Source organism: Granulicella rosea, assembly GCF_900188085.1.
In the GTDB taxonomy this organism is placed as follows: domain Bacteria; phylum Acidobacteriota; class Terriglobia; order Terriglobales; family Acidobacteriaceae; genus Edaphobacter; species Edaphobacter rosea.
This window is the reverse complement of record NZ_FZOU01000004.1, coordinates 507282-522831: the sequence shown is the minus strand read 5'-3', so window position 1 is coordinate 522831 and position 15550 is coordinate 507282. Positions and strand designations below refer to the sequence as shown.

The 15550-nt window shown below is 62.7% G+C and carries 17 protein-coding genes; 11 read left to right on the top strand and 6 right to left on the bottom strand.

Annotation, left to right across the window (positions count from 1 at the left end; genetic code table 11):
* The first annotated feature begins 73 nt into the window (after nt 1-73).
* The 10 genes from secY to rplQ all read left to right on the top strand — a co-directional run bounded on the left by secY (nt 74) and on the right by rplQ (nt 7315).
* Nucleotides 74-1486: a preprotein translocase subunit SecY gene (gene secY / locus CHB87_RS14045; RefSeq protein WP_089409051.1), complete on the top strand. Its 1413-nt coding sequence runs from the start codon at nt 74-76 to the stop codon at nt 1484-1486.
* Between the two features lie 11 nt (nt 1487-1497).
* Nucleotides 1498-2241: an adenylate kinase gene (locus tag CHB87_RS14040; protein WP_089409050.1), complete on the top strand. Its 744-nt coding sequence runs from the start codon at nt 1498-1500 to the stop codon at nt 2239-2241.
* Nucleotides 2242-2243: 2 nt separating this feature from the next.
* A complete protein-coding gene (map, locus tag CHB87_RS14035; protein WP_089409049.1) occupies nt 2244-2993 on the top strand; it encodes a type I methionyl aminopeptidase in 750 nt (249 codons plus the stop codon).
* Between the two features lie 106 nt (nt 2994-3099).
* On the top strand, nt 3100-3318 hold the full coding sequence (gene infA / locus CHB87_RS14030) for a translation initiation factor IF-1 (protein ID WP_013581270.1): 219 nt from the start codon (nt 3100-3102) through the stop codon (nt 3316-3318).
* A 158-nt stretch (nt 3319-3476) separates the two neighbouring features.
* Nucleotides 3477-3590, top strand: a complete 114-nt coding sequence (rpmJ, locus tag CHB87_RS14025; RefSeq protein ID WP_013581269.1) for a 50S ribosomal protein L36 — start codon at nt 3477-3479, stop codon at nt 3588-3590.
* Between the two features lie 135 nt (nt 3591-3725).
* Entirely contained in the window at nt 3726-4106 is a 381-nt protein-coding gene (gene rpsM, locus CHB87_RS14020; protein WP_089409048.1) for a 30S ribosomal protein S13, read from the top strand.
* Entirely contained in the window at nt 4107-4532 is a 426-nt protein-coding gene (rpsK, locus tag CHB87_RS14015; protein ID WP_089409047.1) for a 30S ribosomal protein S11, read from the top strand.
* 260 nt (nt 4533-4792) lie between these two features.
* Complete coding sequence (rpsD, locus tag CHB87_RS14010) at nt 4793-5425, top strand: 30S ribosomal protein S4 (RefSeq protein WP_089409046.1); 633 nt, start codon at nt 4793-4795, stop codon at nt 5423-5425.
* 153 nt (nt 5426-5578) lie between these two features.
* A complete protein-coding gene (locus CHB87_RS14005; protein WP_089409045.1) occupies nt 5579-6673 on the top strand; it encodes a DNA-directed RNA polymerase subunit alpha in 1095 nt (364 codons plus the stop codon).
* 162 nt (nt 6674-6835) lie between these two features.
* Complete coding sequence (gene rplQ / locus CHB87_RS14000; protein WP_089409044.1) at nt 6836-7315, top strand: 50S ribosomal protein L17; 480 nt, start codon at nt 6836-6838, stop codon at nt 7313-7315.
* A gap of 68 nt (nt 7316-7383) precedes the next feature.
* Here rplQ and CHB87_RS13995 read toward each other — a convergent pair whose 3' ends face one another.
* The 6 genes from CHB87_RS13995 to CHB87_RS13975 all read right to left on the bottom strand — a co-directional run bounded on the left by CHB87_RS13995 (nt 7384) and on the right by CHB87_RS13975 (nt 14275).
* Nucleotides 7384-8844, bottom strand: coding sequence for a diguanylate cyclase (locus CHB87_RS13995; RefSeq protein WP_089409043.1), 1461 nt, complete (start codon nt 8842-8844; stop codon nt 7384-7386).
* Nucleotides 8845-9009: 165 nt separating this feature from the next.
* On the bottom strand, nt 9010-9183 hold the full coding sequence (locus CHB87_RS22310) for a hypothetical protein (RefSeq protein WP_176441765.1): 174 nt from the start codon (nt 9181-9183) through the stop codon (nt 9010-9012).
* Nucleotides 9183-9605: a DUF6677 family protein gene (locus tag CHB87_RS13990; RefSeq protein WP_089409042.1), complete on the bottom strand. Its 423-nt coding sequence runs from the start codon at nt 9603-9605 to the stop codon at nt 9183-9185. The genes CHB87_RS22310 and CHB87_RS13990 overlap by 1 nt, the downstream gene beginning before the upstream one ends.
* A gap of 40 nt (nt 9606-9645) precedes the next feature.
* A complete protein-coding gene (locus tag CHB87_RS13985) occupies nt 9646-10815 on the bottom strand; it encodes a M24 family metallopeptidase (RefSeq protein WP_089409041.1) in 1170 nt (389 codons plus the stop codon).
* A gap of 39 nt (nt 10816-10854) precedes the next feature.
* Nucleotides 10855-12489, bottom strand: coding sequence for a multicopper oxidase family protein (locus CHB87_RS13980; RefSeq protein WP_245817992.1), 1635 nt, complete (start codon nt 12487-12489; stop codon nt 10855-10857).
* Between the two features lie 97 nt (nt 12490-12586).
* On the bottom strand, nt 12587-14275 hold the full coding sequence (locus CHB87_RS13975; RefSeq protein WP_089409040.1) for a phospholipase C: 1689 nt from the start codon (nt 14273-14275) through the stop codon (nt 12587-12589).
* Between the two features lie 205 nt (nt 14276-14480).
* Here CHB87_RS13975 and CHB87_RS13970 point away from each other — a divergent pair, with 205 nt between their 5' ends.
* Nucleotides 14481-15497, top strand: coding sequence for an SDR family oxidoreductase (locus tag CHB87_RS13970; protein WP_089409039.1), 1017 nt, complete (start codon nt 14481-14483; stop codon nt 15495-15497).
* The last annotated feature ends 53 nt before the right edge of the window (nt 15498-15550 follow it).

The window sequence follows — 15550 nt, the reverse complement described above, 5'->3', positions numbered from 1 at the left end:
GCAACGTGCCCCCGTCTTTCCATTTCAAGTAACGACTTTCCGTATCGCCACCCTGTGGGGGACCTTCTCTTCGATGTTCGACAAGATCGCAAACATCTTCCGTATCCCCGACCTGCGCAAGCGGGTGTTCTTCACCCTGGGCCTGCTCGCCGTCTATCGCCTGGGCGGACACATCCCTACGCCGGGCATCAACGCCGACATGCTGGCGCAGTTCTTCAGCCAGAACGCGGGTTCGGCGCTCGGCCTCGTCGACCTGTTCTCGGGCGGCAACCTGCGCAAGCTGACCATCTTCGCGCTGGGCATCATGCCGTACATCACGGCGTCGATCATCTTCCAGCTCCTGACGGTCATCTATGAGCCGCTCGCGAAGCTGCAGAAGGAAGGCGAGCTTGGCCGCCGGAAGATCACCCAGTGGACCCGTTACGTCACGGTGCTGCTCGCGATCGTACAGTCCTTCGCCATCGCGATGACTCTGACCAACACGACCACCGGCGCGCCCATGGTGACCATCTCCCGCGGCGCGTTCATTCCGATGTGCGTCCTGACTCTGACCACCGGTACGGCCTTCATCATGTGGCTGGGCGAGCAGATCACCGAGCGCGGCATCGGCAACGGCATGTCGCTGCTGATCTTTACGGGTATTGTGGTCGGTCTGCCTGCGGGCATCAATGAGCTTTACGTCAAGGCCAGCACCAACGCATGGGGCGGATTCACCCCGGTGGCGATCCTGATCCTGATCGCGCTGATGGTTGGCGTCGTCGCCTTCATTATCTTTGTCGAGCGGTCGGAGCGCCGTATTCCGGTGCAGTACGCCAAGCGCATCGTCGGTCGCAAGATGATGGGCGGCCAGTCGACCCATCTGCCGCTGAAGGTGAACTCCGGCGGCGTGATGCCGGTCATCTTCGCGAGCTCGATCCTGTCGGCTCCATTGCTGTTTTCGAACATGAGCTTCTTCGGCAGCCCCAAGCTGGTGGATACCTCGTTCTTCGGTCCCATCCTGCGCAATCTGGCGCCGGGTGAACCCTGGTACGTGCTTTTGCAGGCTGCGGCGATCATCTTCTTCGCCTACTTCTACATCTCGATCGTCTTCCGTCCGGACGACATCGCGGACAACATGCGGAAGTATGGCGGGTTCATCCCCGGCATCCGTCCTGGCCGCCGCACGTCGGACTTCATCAACGATGTGCTGACGCGCATCACGCTGGTTGGCGCGATCTACCTGATCATCATCACGATCATCCCGACGCTGTTGATCTCGGGTATTCACTTCAACCACCTGTGGCTCATCGGCGGAGCGTTCGACCATCTGCCGACCTGGATGACCAACGGTCTGGGCGTCAACTTCTACTTCGGCGGCACCTCGCTGCTGATCGTGGTGGGTGTGGCGACGGATACGATCCAGCAGATCGAATCGCAGCTCATCATGCGCCACTACGACGGCTTCTCGCCGAAGTCGGGCCGCATCCGCGGAAAGCGGAGCTGGTAGGCGCGACGAACGTGACGGAATCGAACCACAATACGAACCATGCGGCCCTGGCAGGAGAGTTCCTGCCCGGGCCCGTACTGCTCATCGGGCCTCCCGGCGCAGGCAAGGGCACGCAGGCCAAAATTCTCGTCACGCAGTTTGGCGTGCCGCAGATCTCGACCGGCGACCTGCTGCGCGACCACCGTACCCGCCAGACCGAACTGGGCAAACTCTTCGAAAGCCTGGTGCGCGAAGGCAAACTGGTGCCGGACGATCTGGTGAACGAGATGGTTGCGTCGCGCCTCTCGGAACCGGACGCTGCACAAGGCTACATTCTCGACGGCTTTCCCCGGACGCTCGGGCAGGCACAGTGGCTGGACGCTTACACGGCGGAACAAAGCGAACTGCCGCCGCTCGTCGCCGTACAGATTCGCGTGGACGAGGATCAGCTTCTGCGACGCATCACCGGCCGCCGCAGTTGTCCCCAGTGCGGTTGTATTTACAACATCTACTCGAATCCTCCGAAGATCGAAAACCGTTGCAATGACGATGGCGCGGCGCTGTTGCAGCGTGACGACGATACGGAAGAATCGTTTCACAAGCGGATGCGCGAGTACGAAGCGAAGACGCTTCCTGTCGTCCCGCACTACCAGAATTCGGGCCGCTTTCGCTCGGTCAACGGCGACCTTTCGGTTGAGGCCGTGGCGGCGGAGATTGTAGCGGCATTGCAGGAGCTGCGGGCGGAGTTTCCCGCTGTCGCCGGGAGCGTGAAATAACCATGGCGATCATGATCAAGACCCCTCAAGAGATTGAGAAGATGCGCCACTCCGGAATCATTCTCCGGCAGGTGCATGAAGCGATTCGCCCCATCGTGCAGGTGGGCGCGACGACGATGGATCTCGAAGAAGCAGCCGTCAAAAAGATTGCGGAACTCAAGGCTGTCGCCGCGTTCAAGGGCTACCACGGCTTCCCGGCAGCTCTCTGCACGTCGGTGAATCACCAGGTTGTGCATGGCATTCCGAATGTGAAGACAGTGCTGAAGGACGGCGATATCGTCTCGATCGACTGTGGCGTGATCGTCGACGGCTTCTATTCGGACTGCGCGGTGACGTATGCGGTGGGCAAGGCGAGCCCGCAGACGCGCAAGCTGCTGGATGTCACCCAGGCGTCGCTCGAAGAGGCGATCAAGTTTGCGGTCGTCGGCGGCCGTTTGGGCGATATCGGCAACGCGGTACAGGAGATGTGCGAGGCGGCGGGCTTCGGCGTGGTCCGCGAGTTCGTGGGGCACGGCATTGGGCGCGCGATGCACGAGGATCCGCAGGTGCCGAACTACGGCGTTGCGGGCAAAGGGCCGCGGCTGAAGGCGGGGATGGTGCTTGCGATCGAGCCGATGATCAACGCCGGCGGGGCCGAGGTGAAGGTGTTGAAGGACGGCTGGACGGCGATTACGCTCGACGGCAGCTACTCGGCGCACTTCGAGCACACGGTCGCGATCACCAAGGATGGACCATACGTCCTGACTCGCTGATCTTTTCTCCCACCTGCGGCGAAAGTTGAAGTAGTATTGAAGATGGTGCATTGGGCGGTCGGATGGCCGCCGGATGTGTCGTCTGTGAAGTCACAAGGAGATTCGTTTGTCGAAGGAAGATGCAATTGAAGTGATGGCGGTCGTCGTCGAGACGCTGCCGAATGCGATGTTCAAGGTGGAGCTTGAGAATAAGCACCAGGCTCTCGCTCACGTCTCGGGACGCATGCGCAAGAACTTCATCCGCATTCTCCCCGGCGACCGCGTTGCGATCGAGTTGAGCCCGTACGACCTCAACCGTGGCCGTATCGTCTACCGCTACAAATAGCTGTAGGCCTCAGGCGCGGAACGCAAGTCTCCAAACCAAAAGTTTTGCAAAGGCGCCGCCTTCGGGTTGTGCTGTTGTGTGCGAATAGCCTCGGCGTAAAACCCGTGTGCAAAAGCCTCGCGGGCGCGAGCCATGCGAGGGAATGAAGGGATCCACCAATGAAGGTACGTGCATCTGTAAAGAAGATCTGTGACAAGTGCAAGGTCATCCATCGCCGTGGCGTGGTTCGCGTGATCTGTGAGAACGCGAAGCACAAGCAGCGTCAGGGCTAAGTTCAGTTCACACCCGGTACCGCCAGGCTAGTTAGCCGAAGTCAAGGCTTGCGTTGAACCCGGCGGAGCAACCGCAAACCCATCACCCCGCACCTCTGGCAAGGCCTGAGGGCTCAACCCTGAAAAGGATTCACCATGGCTCGTATCTCCGGAGTCGACGTACCGAATAACAAGCAGGTACGCATCGGTCTCACCTACATTTACGGCATCGGCGATTCGCGTGCAGCGAAGATTCTGACCGAGGCCGGCATCGACCCGATCGTCAAGGTCGGTACGCTCGATGAAGACCAGCTCAACACTATCCGTCAGATCATCGAAAAGGAAGGCCAGATCGAAGGCGACCTCCGCAAGGAGATCTCGCTCAACATCAAGCGCCTGATCGAGATTCAGTCGTACCGTGGCCTTCGCCACCGTCGCTCGCTGCCGGTTCGCGGCCAGCGCACCCACACCAACGCTCGTACTCGCAAGGGTCCCCGCAAGGGCACGGTTGCCGGTAAGAAGAAAGCGACCAAGTAAATGGCGAAGACACAGAATCAGCAGAAGAACAAGGCGGCCGCAGGTAAGAACAAGAAGTTCAAGAAGCGCGAACGGAAGAACGTTCCGTACGGTCTTGTCTTCATCCAGGCGTCGTTCAACAACACCATCGTCACCATCACCGACCAGACCGGCAACACGCTGAGCTGGAAGAGCTCCGGCTCGCTCGGCTTCCGCGGCTCCCGCAAGGGCACCCCGTTTGCCGCGCAGCAGGCCGCTGTCGGTGCCGCCAACGCAGCGCGCGACCACGGTCTCCGCTCGGTCGATGTACGCGTCTCGGGTCCCGGCTCCGGCCGCGAGTCCGCGATCCGCGCCCTCGCCACCGCCGGCATCGATGTGCGCAGCATCCGCGACGTTACGCCGATGCCGCACAACGGCTGCCGTCCGCCGAAGCGCCGCCGCGTTTGATCTACGTTGGGGGCTGCAGCCGTTGCATCTTTGAACCTCGCTCAAGTGATCGGTTCTATGTATGCGGTTGTCGCCCTCAAACGAAGTTTTGTAAGAGTTGCGTGTCGGCGACGGGCTGTAAGTGTTCGTTTTGCGGGAAGCAGATGTACTTACTTCCAACGCACGTAAAGATCAGCATGGATCGTGAAGAAGGGTCAGCCGACCTGTAAAGCGATCGACAACCGAAATCTGGTTCACTCCGGATCAATCAGGAGATTCAAATGGCACGTTACACAGGACCCGTCTGCCGCATGTGCCGCCGCGACGGCGTCAAGCTCTTCCTCAAAGGACCCAAGTGCTTCACCGAGAAGTGCCCCGTCGAGAAGCGTAACTTTCCCCCGGGACAGCACGGCCAGTCGCGCAAGGTGAAGAAGGTTGTCGGCTACGGTCTGCAGCTGCGTGAGAAGCAGAAGGCCAAGCGCATCTACTTCACGCTCGAGACCCAGTTCCGCGCCTACTACCAGAAGGCCTCGGCCAAGACCGGCGTCACCGGCGAACTGCTCCTGCAGCAACTCGAGACCCGCCTCGACAACGTGGCGTACCGTCTCGGCTTCGCCACCAGCCGCCGCCAGGCCCGCCAGGTCGTCCGTCACGGACACCTCACGGTCAACGGCCGCAAGGTGAACATCCCCTCCTTCCAGTGCAAGGTCGGCGATGAGATCAAGGTCCGCGAGGGTTCTTCCAAGCTGGTTCTGCTCGAGACGGCGAAGGACTTCGCCTCCGGTCTGAGCTCAGTGCAGTGGCTCACGATCAACCGCGACGAGTTCTCCGGCAAGGTTGTCGCTCTGCCGAAGCGCGAGGACATTCAGCTCCCGGTCAACGAGCAGCTGATCGTCGAACTCTACTCGAAGTAGTAGAAAAGTTTGTCGGCCAGGCGGTGAGGGGCTTCGAGGCCCTTCACCGCGTTTGGCTGTCATGGCAACACGCGGTACCCGCAGTCCCACCGCACCACCAACATCCGCCCGTCGCAAAATGCTTCGCGGCGCGTGACGGAAAAGGAGAAACACATGCTTTGGAGAGGTTTTCAGAAGCCCAAGCGTCTCGCAGTTGAAACCGACAGCCTGACCGACAAGTACGGTAAGTTCAGCGCACAGCCCTTCGAGCGCGGATTCGGCACGACCATCGGCAACGCGCTGCGCCGCACGCTGCTTTCGTCCATCGAAGGCGCGGCGGTCACGGCCGTTCGCATCGAGGGCGTGCTGCACGAGTTCCAGTCGATCACCGGCGTCGTCGAGGACGCGACCGACATCATCCTGAATCTGAAGCAGATCCCGTTCAAGCTCGCGGGCGACGGTCCCAAGGCGCTCTACCTGCGCGCCGACGCGGCTGGCGTCATCACCTCCGGCATGATCGAGGCCGACGGCGACGTCGAGATCCTCGACAAGAACGTGTACATCTGCACGGTCTCCGAGGGCGGCAAGATCGATATGGAGATGCGTCTGAAGCGTGGCCGCGGCTACATTTCGGCGGACAAGAACTTCGATGCGGACCTCGGCCTGGGCTTTATCCCGGTCGATTCGGTCCACTCGCCGGTCCGCAAGGTGAACTACCTCGTCGAGGCGGCTCGTCTCGGTCAGATCACCGACTACGACAAGCTCACGCTCGAGATCTGGACCAACGGCACGGTTCTGCCGGCCGATGCTCTGGGCCTTTCGGCCAAGCTGCTGAAGGACCACATGACCATCTTCATCAACTTCGAGGAGGAGATGGAGGCAGGCCACGACGGTCTGCACGACGGTCCGGCGATCCGCAACGAGAATCTGAACCGCTCGGTCGAAGAGCTTGAGCTTTCGGTGCGCAGCTACAACTGCCTGAAGAACGCCAATATCGCGACCATCGGCGAGCTGATCCAGAAGACCGAAGCCGAGATGCTGAAGACGAAGAACTTCGGCCGCAAGAGCCTGAACGAGATCAAGGAAATCCTTGCTCAGATGGGCCTTTCGCTCGGCATGAAGATCGACGAGAACGGCAACCCGCAGCCGGGTCCGACCTCGGTTCTGCCGGCGGCAACGCTGGCGGCGAGCTTCGGCAGCTACGACGACGATGACGAGGACGACGATGATGACGATCTCGATCTCGGCGCCGAGCCGGAAAACTTCTAACAACAAGGTGCAGGGTTCGGGGCTCAGGGTCCAGAAATGGTCTCTGAGCCCGAACCATGTATCTATCACGAAGAGCTTCACCGCTTTCTGAACCAAGGGCTTCGCGCCCCTATTCCAGCAGTGCCGGTCCACGGCAGAAGCCGGACCGAAGGAGATTACACCATGCGTCACCGCAATGCAGGATTCAAACTAGGCCGCAACACCAGCCATCGTCGCGCCATGCTGCGTAACCTCGTCACCTCGATCATTCTCAACGACCGCGTTGAGACGACCATCACCAAGTGCAAGGCCTCCCGCCCGATCGTCGAGAAGATGATCACGCTGGGCAAGCGCGGTGACGTTCATGCGCGCCGTCAGGCTCTGTCGTACCTGATGACGGATGCTTCGGTCGACCGTCTGTTCTCGGTGGTGGCCCCCCGTTACGCTACTCGTCCGGGCGGCTACCTGCGCATCATCCGCACCTACACCCGCAAGGGCGACGCGTCGGAGATGGCCTACATCGAGCTGCTCGGCGCCGAGCAGGAGCTGACTGCCAAGGCTGAGAAGCGCGCGGAAGTTCGCACCAAGAAGCGCGAAGAGCTGCAGAAGCAGCTTGAAGAGGGTCAGCCCGGCACGGGCGGCGATCCGAACGCCGAGGTCTAGTCTTCGGTTTCGACCCATGCAAAAGGCGCACCCACGCGGTGCGCCTTTTGTCGTCTCGGCCGGATGCCCTACCGCGTAACCGCGGGCATCCAGATGGTGGCGCGGCTCTTGCCGGCGCGTTTGCTCTCGTAGAGAGCCTCGTCCGCGCGAGCGACGAGCTGGCCCATCTCGCGAATCTCCTCGTCGAGCCCTGCCACGCCCATGCTCATCGTGATGGACCGGTAGGGCCAGTCCGCCCTGGCCAGCGCGGCGTGCAGGCGATCCGCCCAAAGCATCGCCTGGGGGACGTCGGTGTCCGGCAGGATCACGATGAACTCTTCGCCGCCGTAGCGCGCCGCCATGTCGGGCAGCCGGGTGGTCTCGCGGAGCACCTGGGCGACCTTGCGCAGGACGGCGTCGCCCGCGCCATGCCCGTAAGAATCGTTCACCTGCTTGAAGTTGTCGATGTCCATGACGACGAGGGTCAGCGGGCGATGCCGCCGCGCCGATTGCGAGAACTCGATGGCAAAGCGCTCCTCGAACGCCCGGCGGTTGCTCAGTCCGGTCAACGCATCGGTGACGGCAAGGTCGCGCAGCAGGCTGTTCGCACTCTCCAGCTCCGACTGAAAGAGCTTCAGCTCTTCTTCGCGAGCGACATCGCCGGTAATGTCCACGCTGACGCCTGCCACCATCTGCCGCCCGTCGCGTTCCATGAAGGGGAACTTGTGCGACCGCCAGATATAGACCTGTCCGTGCTCCAGCGAGTGCTCGGTTACTTCGCGTCCCTGCCGGCTTGCCAGGATCGCGTTGTCATTCGCGCGGAATACATCCGCAATCGCCGGAGGGAAGAGGTCCTCGCCGCACTTCCCGATCCACTCCTGCATCGCGATGCCGAATCGCTCGGCGAAGCGGCGGTTGTAGAAGACGAAGCGGCCGTCCTCATCCTTCATGTAGCTCACGAAGGGGCTGTGGTCCATGAAGAGGCGGAAGCGCTGATCGCTGGTCTGCAGCTCGGCGGCAAAGCGCTCCTTCGCCTGCAGCGCGTCTTCGAGCGCCCGGCGTTGGAGCCGGAGTTCCATACGCACCTTTACCTGGTTCGCGAGCACCAGCAGCGCCGCGGTCTGGTTGGGCGAGAGCTGTCGCGGAATCGTGTCGATGACGCAGAGCGTGCCCATGGGGTGCCCGTTGGGCGTCTGTAGCGGCATGCCGGCGTAGAAACGGATGGAGGGATCGCCGGTGACCAGCGGGTTCTGCGCGAAGCGGGCGTCCTTGCTGGCGTCCTCGACGACGAAGAGCTCCGGTCGCAGGATGGCGTGGGCACAGAAGGAGACCTCGCGCCGCGTCTCGCGCACGGAAAGGCCCATGGTAGCTTTGAACCACTGACGCTGTTCGTCGACCAGAGTGACGAGGCTGATGGGCGTCTCGCAGATGGTCGACGCGAGTTGCACCAGCTCGTCGAACTCCGCCTCGGGTTCGGTATCGAGCATGCCAAGCGAGAAAAGCGTCTGAAGGCGCGCCGCCTCGTCGAACGTACTCATGATGGAAGACATAGAACCTCGCGCAACCGGCGCCTATGCTATCTAGGCTACAGATCTTCTATGCGCTGGCAATCACTCATAGGTCGCAGATGGGTTCCGATGGCGCGCGGCTCTGGTTGCCTATCGACAGACATGGCAGAGGGGGGAGGTGTACAAGGGCCGGGAGCGCGCTGCTGTTTAGTGCTTGATGAGCCACATCACCCAGCTTGCCGCGATGGTGCCACCGACGAGCAGGGCAAAGCAGTAGGCGCCAAAACGCATCATCATCTTCGGCTCAGCTCTTTGGGTGATGCCGAAGACGACGGACATGCAAAGTGCGAACAGCAAAACTGCGGGAAAGTGGCTGAGCATCAGGAGATCTTCCTCCCATTCGCCAGCGAATGAGCATCCACCGCCGAGATGATGTTCAACAGCCCGGCGACGACGATAAACTTAGTCCCATAGTCCGCAAGCGCAATCTGAACCGACGCATGGCCCCAGTCGAACGCGCGTGCGAGCATGTAAAGAATACCCGAGCCCAGATCGCCTACGAATCCTAAAACGTCCAGCAGATCGCCCGTGTTTGGCGTATAAACTTTTCCCTGCAACTGAATGCCGATCACGAACATGATCGTGATGGACCCCAGCAGCAGCAGTCCACGGATGTACTTGCCCAGCAGCATGTGGCCTGCTCCGGGAACGAGCCAGCCCAGTATCAGCGCGGCGATGGTGATTGCGGAGGAGCGGCTTGCTGCCTGCGCAGGCGCCTGGGAGTTGGGCAGATTCGTAGTCATCCAGCAACATCATATCAGTTCGTCAGTGTTGAGCCTTCGTTCAGATACGCACTAGCTCGGTCTGAATCCGCCCGGTCACCTCGGCTCGGCCGGTGCGTGCGATCATGTTCACCTCGCTGCGGATGCCGAACTCGCCGGGAAAGTAGATGCCCGGCTCGACTGAGAAGCAGGTGTTCGGCAGGATCAGGCGCTCGTCGTGGGTTTCGAGGTTGTCCAGATGTGCGCCGCTGCCGTGCAGTTCGGCCGCGATGTTGTGTCCGGTCCGGTGCGTGAACCAGTCGGCGAAGCCCGCCTCGCGGATGACCGCGCGCGCCGCGTCGTCGGCCTGCCAGCCCGCGATGGGCGTGCCTGCTGCGTAGGCCGCCGCGACCAGGTCGGAGGCAGCGGTGCGCGCCTTTGCGACTGTCTCGAAGATGAGCTGTTCCCGCGCCGTGGGTTCGCGCCCGACGACGCCGGTCCAGGTGATGTCGTAGAAGATACTCTGGGGCAGGTCTTGTTTGCCCCAGATATCGATCAGGACGAAGTCGCCTTCGACGATCGGTCGGGAGGTCGCTTCGCTCGGCTCATAGTGCGAGTCCGCGCTGTTGGGTCCGGCGCTGACGTTCGGCCCATGCTCCCAGACCAGGCCCTGCGCGCGCATGGCGTTCTGCAGCCACGCGACCATCTCGTACTCGGACGTGCCTGCGCCACGGATGCGCCGGCCCATCTCGACCCAGGCTTCGGCGAGGATCGCGTCGATCAGCCTCTGCGCCGCGTAGTGCGTCTCCAGTTGCGCGTCGGTCAGCACGGCCTCGAACTGGCTGACGAGATCGGCCGAGCTGACGATCTCCTTGCCCATCTCGCGCAGCAGCTCGACCGTGCCGGCGTCGACCATCGACACGTACATGATGGCGTTGCGCGGGCTGTACTGCATGGCGATCTTCGTCGCGCCGGCGAGCATGGCGGTGAGTTCGCGCTCCAGCTCCTGCCAGGAGGAGTAGACGTGCTTCTCTCCAGGCACGGCGTCCAGCTTGCCGGACTCGATCCGATGCACCAGCTTGCGCGGTTCGCCCACAGCCGGGATGAAGTAGAACCAGCGACGCGTCACGTGGCCGCCCTCCTCCAGCCCAAGGATGCGGTAGCCGAGCGGATCGCGGTTGTGGTGATCGTAGAACAGCCAGCCATCGAGCTTTGCACGGGTGAGCGCGGCCTGAATCTCGGAGATCTTCATGCAGTCCAGTTTATCCCGCGCGCTTGACGAAACCTCGACTCAGGCGATGACCTCGAAAGGCCGCATCATGTCGTTCGCCTCGTGCTCCAGCACATGGCAGTGGTAGAGGTAGTTCCCGGTATAGCCTTCGAACGTGACGAGGATGCGTGTGACGATGCCGGGGCTGCACTGAACGACGTCCTTCCAGCCGGACTCATGCGCCTCCGGCGCCGTCGCGGGCGCGATGTAGTGCATGCCCTGCCGCATCTGGAACTTGTAGACGTCGAAGAGCCGGCGGTCGAGGATGCGGAAGCGAACCAGATGCAGGTGCATGGGGTGCGTATCTTCGGTCAGGTTGACGAACTCCCAGATCTCGGTCGTGTTCAGGCGGGGCTTTTCGGTGACCGGCTCGTGCCAGTGCTTGCCGTCGATCAGCATCAGCATGGGATTGCCCATGTGGTCGTGCTTTTCGCCCAGTGTGAGGGTGCGAGTGCGGATCGCGGTCGTCTCGACCGGCGGGTCGATCGTGCGGAGCTTGCTGGGAATGGAATACGCCGCCGAACCCCGCGCCTGCCCGGCGACGCGGAACTCCAGAATCTCAAGGCCGCCGTTGCGCAGATGCAGCTTCTCGCCGGCTGCATGGCTGAAGTCGATGAGCAGGTCCGCGCGTTCGGCGGGCGCCAGCAGGCTGGACTTCATCTCGACCGGCCGCGCGAGCAGGCCCTGGTCCGTGCCGATCTGGTGGAAGGGGAGTGGATCGGCGATGCCCGGTCCGGCCTTCGGGCCTGCGAGCGAGAGCTGGAAGAACCGGCTGTTCGCGACGTTCACGACGCGAAAGCGATACATCCGCGGCTCGACCTCCAGGTACGGACGGATCTTGCCGTTGACGAGGATCGCGTCGGCGTAGAACTCCGGCATCCACGGGTGTTCGGGATCGCCGGAGTCGGGGTAGAAGAGCTGGCCGTCGGCGGTGAAGTCGCGGTCGTAGAGCATCAGCGGAATCTCGTACGGCCCGCTGGGCAGGCGCAGCGCGTCCTCGGCCTCGTCGCGGATCAGCATCATGCCGAAGAGCCCGGCGTAGACGTTCAGCCGGTTCAGACCCATGGCGTGATCGTGATACCAGAGCGCCGTCGCGTCCTGCTGCAGCGGGTAGTGGCAGGTGAGGCTCTTGCCGGGGACGAACCAGTCCTCCGGATGCCCGTCGTCTTTGGGCAAAACCTTGGCCCCGTGCATGTGGGCGATGGCGCGCACGTCCGGCACGTCGCGGCCGCAGCCGTGCAGCGAGTGGTCGATGGGGAGGAAATGGTTCCCAGGCAGAGAATTGACCCACTCGATCTGCAGCGGATGATGTGCCCGCGCCTCGATCATCGGGGCCAGGGCCGTATCGCCGTAGCTCCACATGCGGGTTGGCGGCACGTCGCGGTGAACCTTGGCGTGAATCTCGCGCATGACGATGCGGAGCTTCTGCGAGCTTTTCTGCGCCTGCGCGCGCGGCGGCAGCGGGAGTGCGTCGACGAAGGGTTCCAGCTCGAGCGAGTGCAGCATCTTTGGCCGATGCGGAGCGGGGGGTTCCGCGCCGACGGTGTTTTGCGCCATGACCATGTGGTCCATCTGCAACGAAAATGCGGAACGAGTGCTCCAGAGGATGCCGCAGGAGGCAGCCTGCTGCAGAAAGGTACGGCGCGATCGAGCCAAACGAGATCTCCAGTTTGCGCAAAAAAGAGTGGGCAGCCCGGATTGCGGGCCGCCCACTCAGGTTAGGCGAATAAGATGACGCGACGGTGAATGGCGGTTAGTTGCCGCTGGTGACCTGTCCGGTGGTCGGGTTCAGGAGCACCACGTTGGGGTTGGGGACAACCGCGCCGTTCGTGAAGTTGAACATGTTGTTCAACGTGCCGGCGGTCGCATCGAAGGAACCGCCGCCGAGCCGTGCGCTCGAAAGGAAGGTGTCTTCGATGAAGCGTACGACCGAGGCCTGGTCGGTGACGGTGTTGTCGATGTAGTTCTTGTTCGCCCAGGGCGAGATGACCAGCAGCGGCAGACGCGGACCGTGGCCGCAGCGGCCCTGGACCGGCAGGCCGTTGGAGTTCGGACCGGGCAGCGCGGCGGCGGCCGCCGTGGAGCTGATGCAGACGCCCGCGCCGTTCAGCGAGTCGGAGGTGGTGGCCGAGCCGTTGATCAGGTCGGTCATGTGATCGTACCAGCCGTCGGAGTCGTCGTAGGCGATGATGATGGCCGTGCTCGACCAGAACTGCGACTGCTCGATCGCGTTGACGGTATTCACGATGAAGGTCTGCTCATCGAGAGGGTCGGAGTAGCCCGCGTGCGCGTCCTGGTAGCCAGGCGCCTTCAGGTAGCTGACGGCGGGCATGTTGCCGGCCGCGAGCGCAGCGGTAAAGTCGGTGATGTCGTACTGGTGGTTGGCGCCGCCATCGTTGTTGGTGCCGATCACCGCGGTGGAGGTGGGGCGGACGTGGCTGAGGTTCGCGGTGCTGGCGTAGTACTGGAACGGCTCATGGTGCGGGATGTAGTCGGCCTTCAGCGGATTGCCGGGGATGTTGACCGCGCCGGTGGTGCGGCCGCAGCCGGTGGTGCCGTTGGCGTTGGTGGTGGACAGGTTGAATCCGCCCGAGAACATGCCCCAGGTGACGCCGGCGGTGGTCAGCAGATTGCCGATATTCTTGCCCGACATGCTGAAGTTGGCGCTGGTGGAGGAGCAGGTGTCGCCGGTGGGGTCGGCGTCGTTGATGTCGGTGTAGCCGCCCTGGCCGTCGGCGACGATGGACGAGGCGACGTTCAGCGGGTTGATGACGCCGTTGGTCTGGCCGGAGACGACGTTGAGCGCGCCGGGCGTCGATGGGCCGAAGGTCGAGCCGAAGGAGTGGTCGTTCAGCGCATAATGCTGCGCGTAGTTCCAGAGCGCGGTGACGGTGTTGCCGTCGTAGTAGCCCATGGTCAGGCCGGTGGTGTTCGAGATCGCCGAGGCGCCGGTCGCGGTCGCGAGCGTCGTGCCGTCCGCCGTACCGACCGAAGCGGGGAAGAGGTCCATCTTGCCGTTGTCGAAGGCCGTCTGCTCCGGACCGTAGTTATGGTCCTGGTCGCCGGTGCCGGCCTGCGCGGGATCGAGGCGGTAGGGATTCGTCGCGCCGGCGCCGTTGGCGATGCTGAGGTTTGGGTTCACGGTCAGCAGGGAGGGGGTCGTGGTGTAGTTCGCGATGTTGGTCGGGGTCCCGGTCGCGGCGGTGAACTTGCTCTCGCCCGGCAGATTGGCGGCGTTGGGATAGGTGCCGAAGTAGTGGTCTAAGGAGATGTTCTCGCCGAAGATGACGACGACATGCTTGATCGCCTGGGCGCTGGTCGTGGGGGTAACGGTCGCGGGCGTGGTCGGGCCGGCCAGCGAGGTGACAGGTACATCATTGGCTGCGCAGCCGCTCAGAACGAGCGTGGCGGACATAAGGGCGGCAAGAGATTTACGGACCATGCTGGGGAATCCTCGGCTGTATTGGAGTTGCTAGCCTCGGTTGTACCGCCCAGTTTCATCGAAGGTAATCAATGTTGTTTGAATTTTCGGAGAAGATGCCGAGGCTGACGTAAACCGGGAACTATGGATCGTGTCGAAAGCTGGCGGGCGGCAAACACAACTCGCCACTGGCAGGCGCACTCCAAGCTCCAGGAGATTGTGAACAATGACCTTTGAAGACGAAAAGCCACTTTCACGCCGCCAGCTCGTCAGCGGCATCGGGGCCGGACTGGCGACTGTCGCGGCCGTCACCGCTACACCCGCCTTCGCGCAGAGCGGAACCATGGCCGGGAGCACTGCCCAGCCGATCCAGGATCCCACGACCAAGTACCCGAAGCCGCCGTTCAAGGTGCAGCCGCAGCCCTGGCCAGGCCTCGCCAGCAAGATGGAGCCGCGTCCGGATCATGGCGAGACTAGCTATAAGGGCTCCGGCCGCCTGATGGGCCGCAAGGCGCTCATCACCGGCGGCGACTCCGGCATGGGACGCGCAGCCGCGATCGCCTACGCGCGCGAGGGCGCCGATGTCGCGATCAACTACTTCCCAACCGAAGAGCCGGATGCAAAAGAGGTCGTTGCGCTGATCCGCGCCGCCGGACGCAAGGCCATCGCCATCCCCGGAGATCTGCGCGAGGAGGCCTTCTGCAAGAAGCTCGTGGCCGAGGCAGTCGCGGGTCTCGGCGGACTCGACATCGTCGTCTCGAACGCCGGACGCCAGCATTCGGTGCCCAGTATCCTCGACATGACGACGGAGCTCTTCGACTGGACGATGAAGACCAACATCTACGCGCCCTTCTGGATCATCCGCGCGGCGCTGCCGCATCTTCCGCCCGGCTCGACCATCATCGCGACCACGTCCGAGCAGGCGTACGACCCATCGCCCGATCTCTACGACTACGCCCAGACCAAGGCCGCGACGATGAACTTCGTGAAGTCGCTCGCCAAACAGCTTGGACCCAAGGGCATCCGCATCAACGGCGTGGCGCCGGGTCCGGTCTGGACGCCACTCCAGATCAGCGGCGGCGCCCAGCCGGAGAAGTACACCGTCTTCGGCGGCAACTACCCGCTCGGGCGTCCGGGAGAACCGGCGGAGCTGGCGTCGATCTACGTGCAGCTCGCCTCGCAGGACGCCAGCTATACGACAGGAAACATCTACGGCGCCGGCGGCGGTATGGGCCAGCCGTAATCGGCCGGCCTGAAGCCATGCCAAAGGGCACATCCGAGGATGTGCCCTTTGGC

Coding starts and splice junctions, on each gene's coding strand:
- secY (WP_089409051.1), top strand. CDS start 74: ATGTTCGACAAGATCGCAAACATCTTCCGTATCCCCGACCTGCGCAAG.
- map (WP_089409049.1), top strand. CDS start 2,244: ATGGCGATCATGATCAAGACCCCTCAAGAGATTGAGAAGATGCGCCAC.
- rpmJ (WP_013581269.1), top strand. CDS start 3,477: ATGAAGGTACGTGCATCTGTAAAGAAGATCTGTGACAAGTGCAAGGTC.
- rpsM (WP_089409048.1), top strand. CDS start 3,726: ATGGCTCGTATCTCCGGAGTCGACGTACCGAATAACAAGCAGGTACGC.
- rpsK (WP_089409047.1), top strand. CDS start 4,107: ATGGCGAAGACACAGAATCAGCAGAAGAACAAGGCGGCCGCAGGTAAG.
- rpsD (WP_089409046.1), top strand. CDS start 4,793: ATGGCACGTTACACAGGACCCGTCTGCCGCATGTGCCGCCGCGACGGC.
- CHB87_RS14005 (WP_089409045.1), top strand. CDS start 5,579: ATGCTTTGGAGAGGTTTTCAGAAGCCCAAGCGTCTCGCAGTTGAAACC.
- rplQ (WP_089409044.1), top strand. CDS start 6,836: ATGCGTCACCGCAATGCAGGATTCAAACTAGGCCGCAACACCAGCCAT.
- CHB87_RS13995 (WP_089409043.1), bottom strand. CDS start 8,844: ATGTCTTCCATCATGAGTACGTTCGACGAGGCGGCGCGCCTTCAGACG.
- CHB87_RS22310 (WP_176441765.1), bottom strand. CDS start 9,183: ATGCTCAGCCACTTTCCCGCAGTTTTGCTGTTCGCACTTTGCATGTCC.
- CHB87_RS13990 (WP_089409042.1), bottom strand. CDS start 9,605: ATGACTACGAATCTGCCCAACTCCCAGGCGCCTGCGCAGGCAGCAAGC.
- CHB87_RS13985 (WP_089409041.1), bottom strand. CDS start 10,815: ATGAAGATCTCCGAGATTCAGGCCGCGCTCACCCGTGCAAAGCTCGAT.
- CHB87_RS13975 (WP_089409040.1), bottom strand. CDS start 14,275: ATGGTCCGTAAATCTCTTGCCGCCCTTATGTCCGCCACGCTCGTTCTG.
- CHB87_RS13970 (WP_089409039.1), top strand. CDS start 14,481: ATGACCTTTGAAGACGAAAAGCCACTTTCACGCCGCCAGCTCGTCAGC.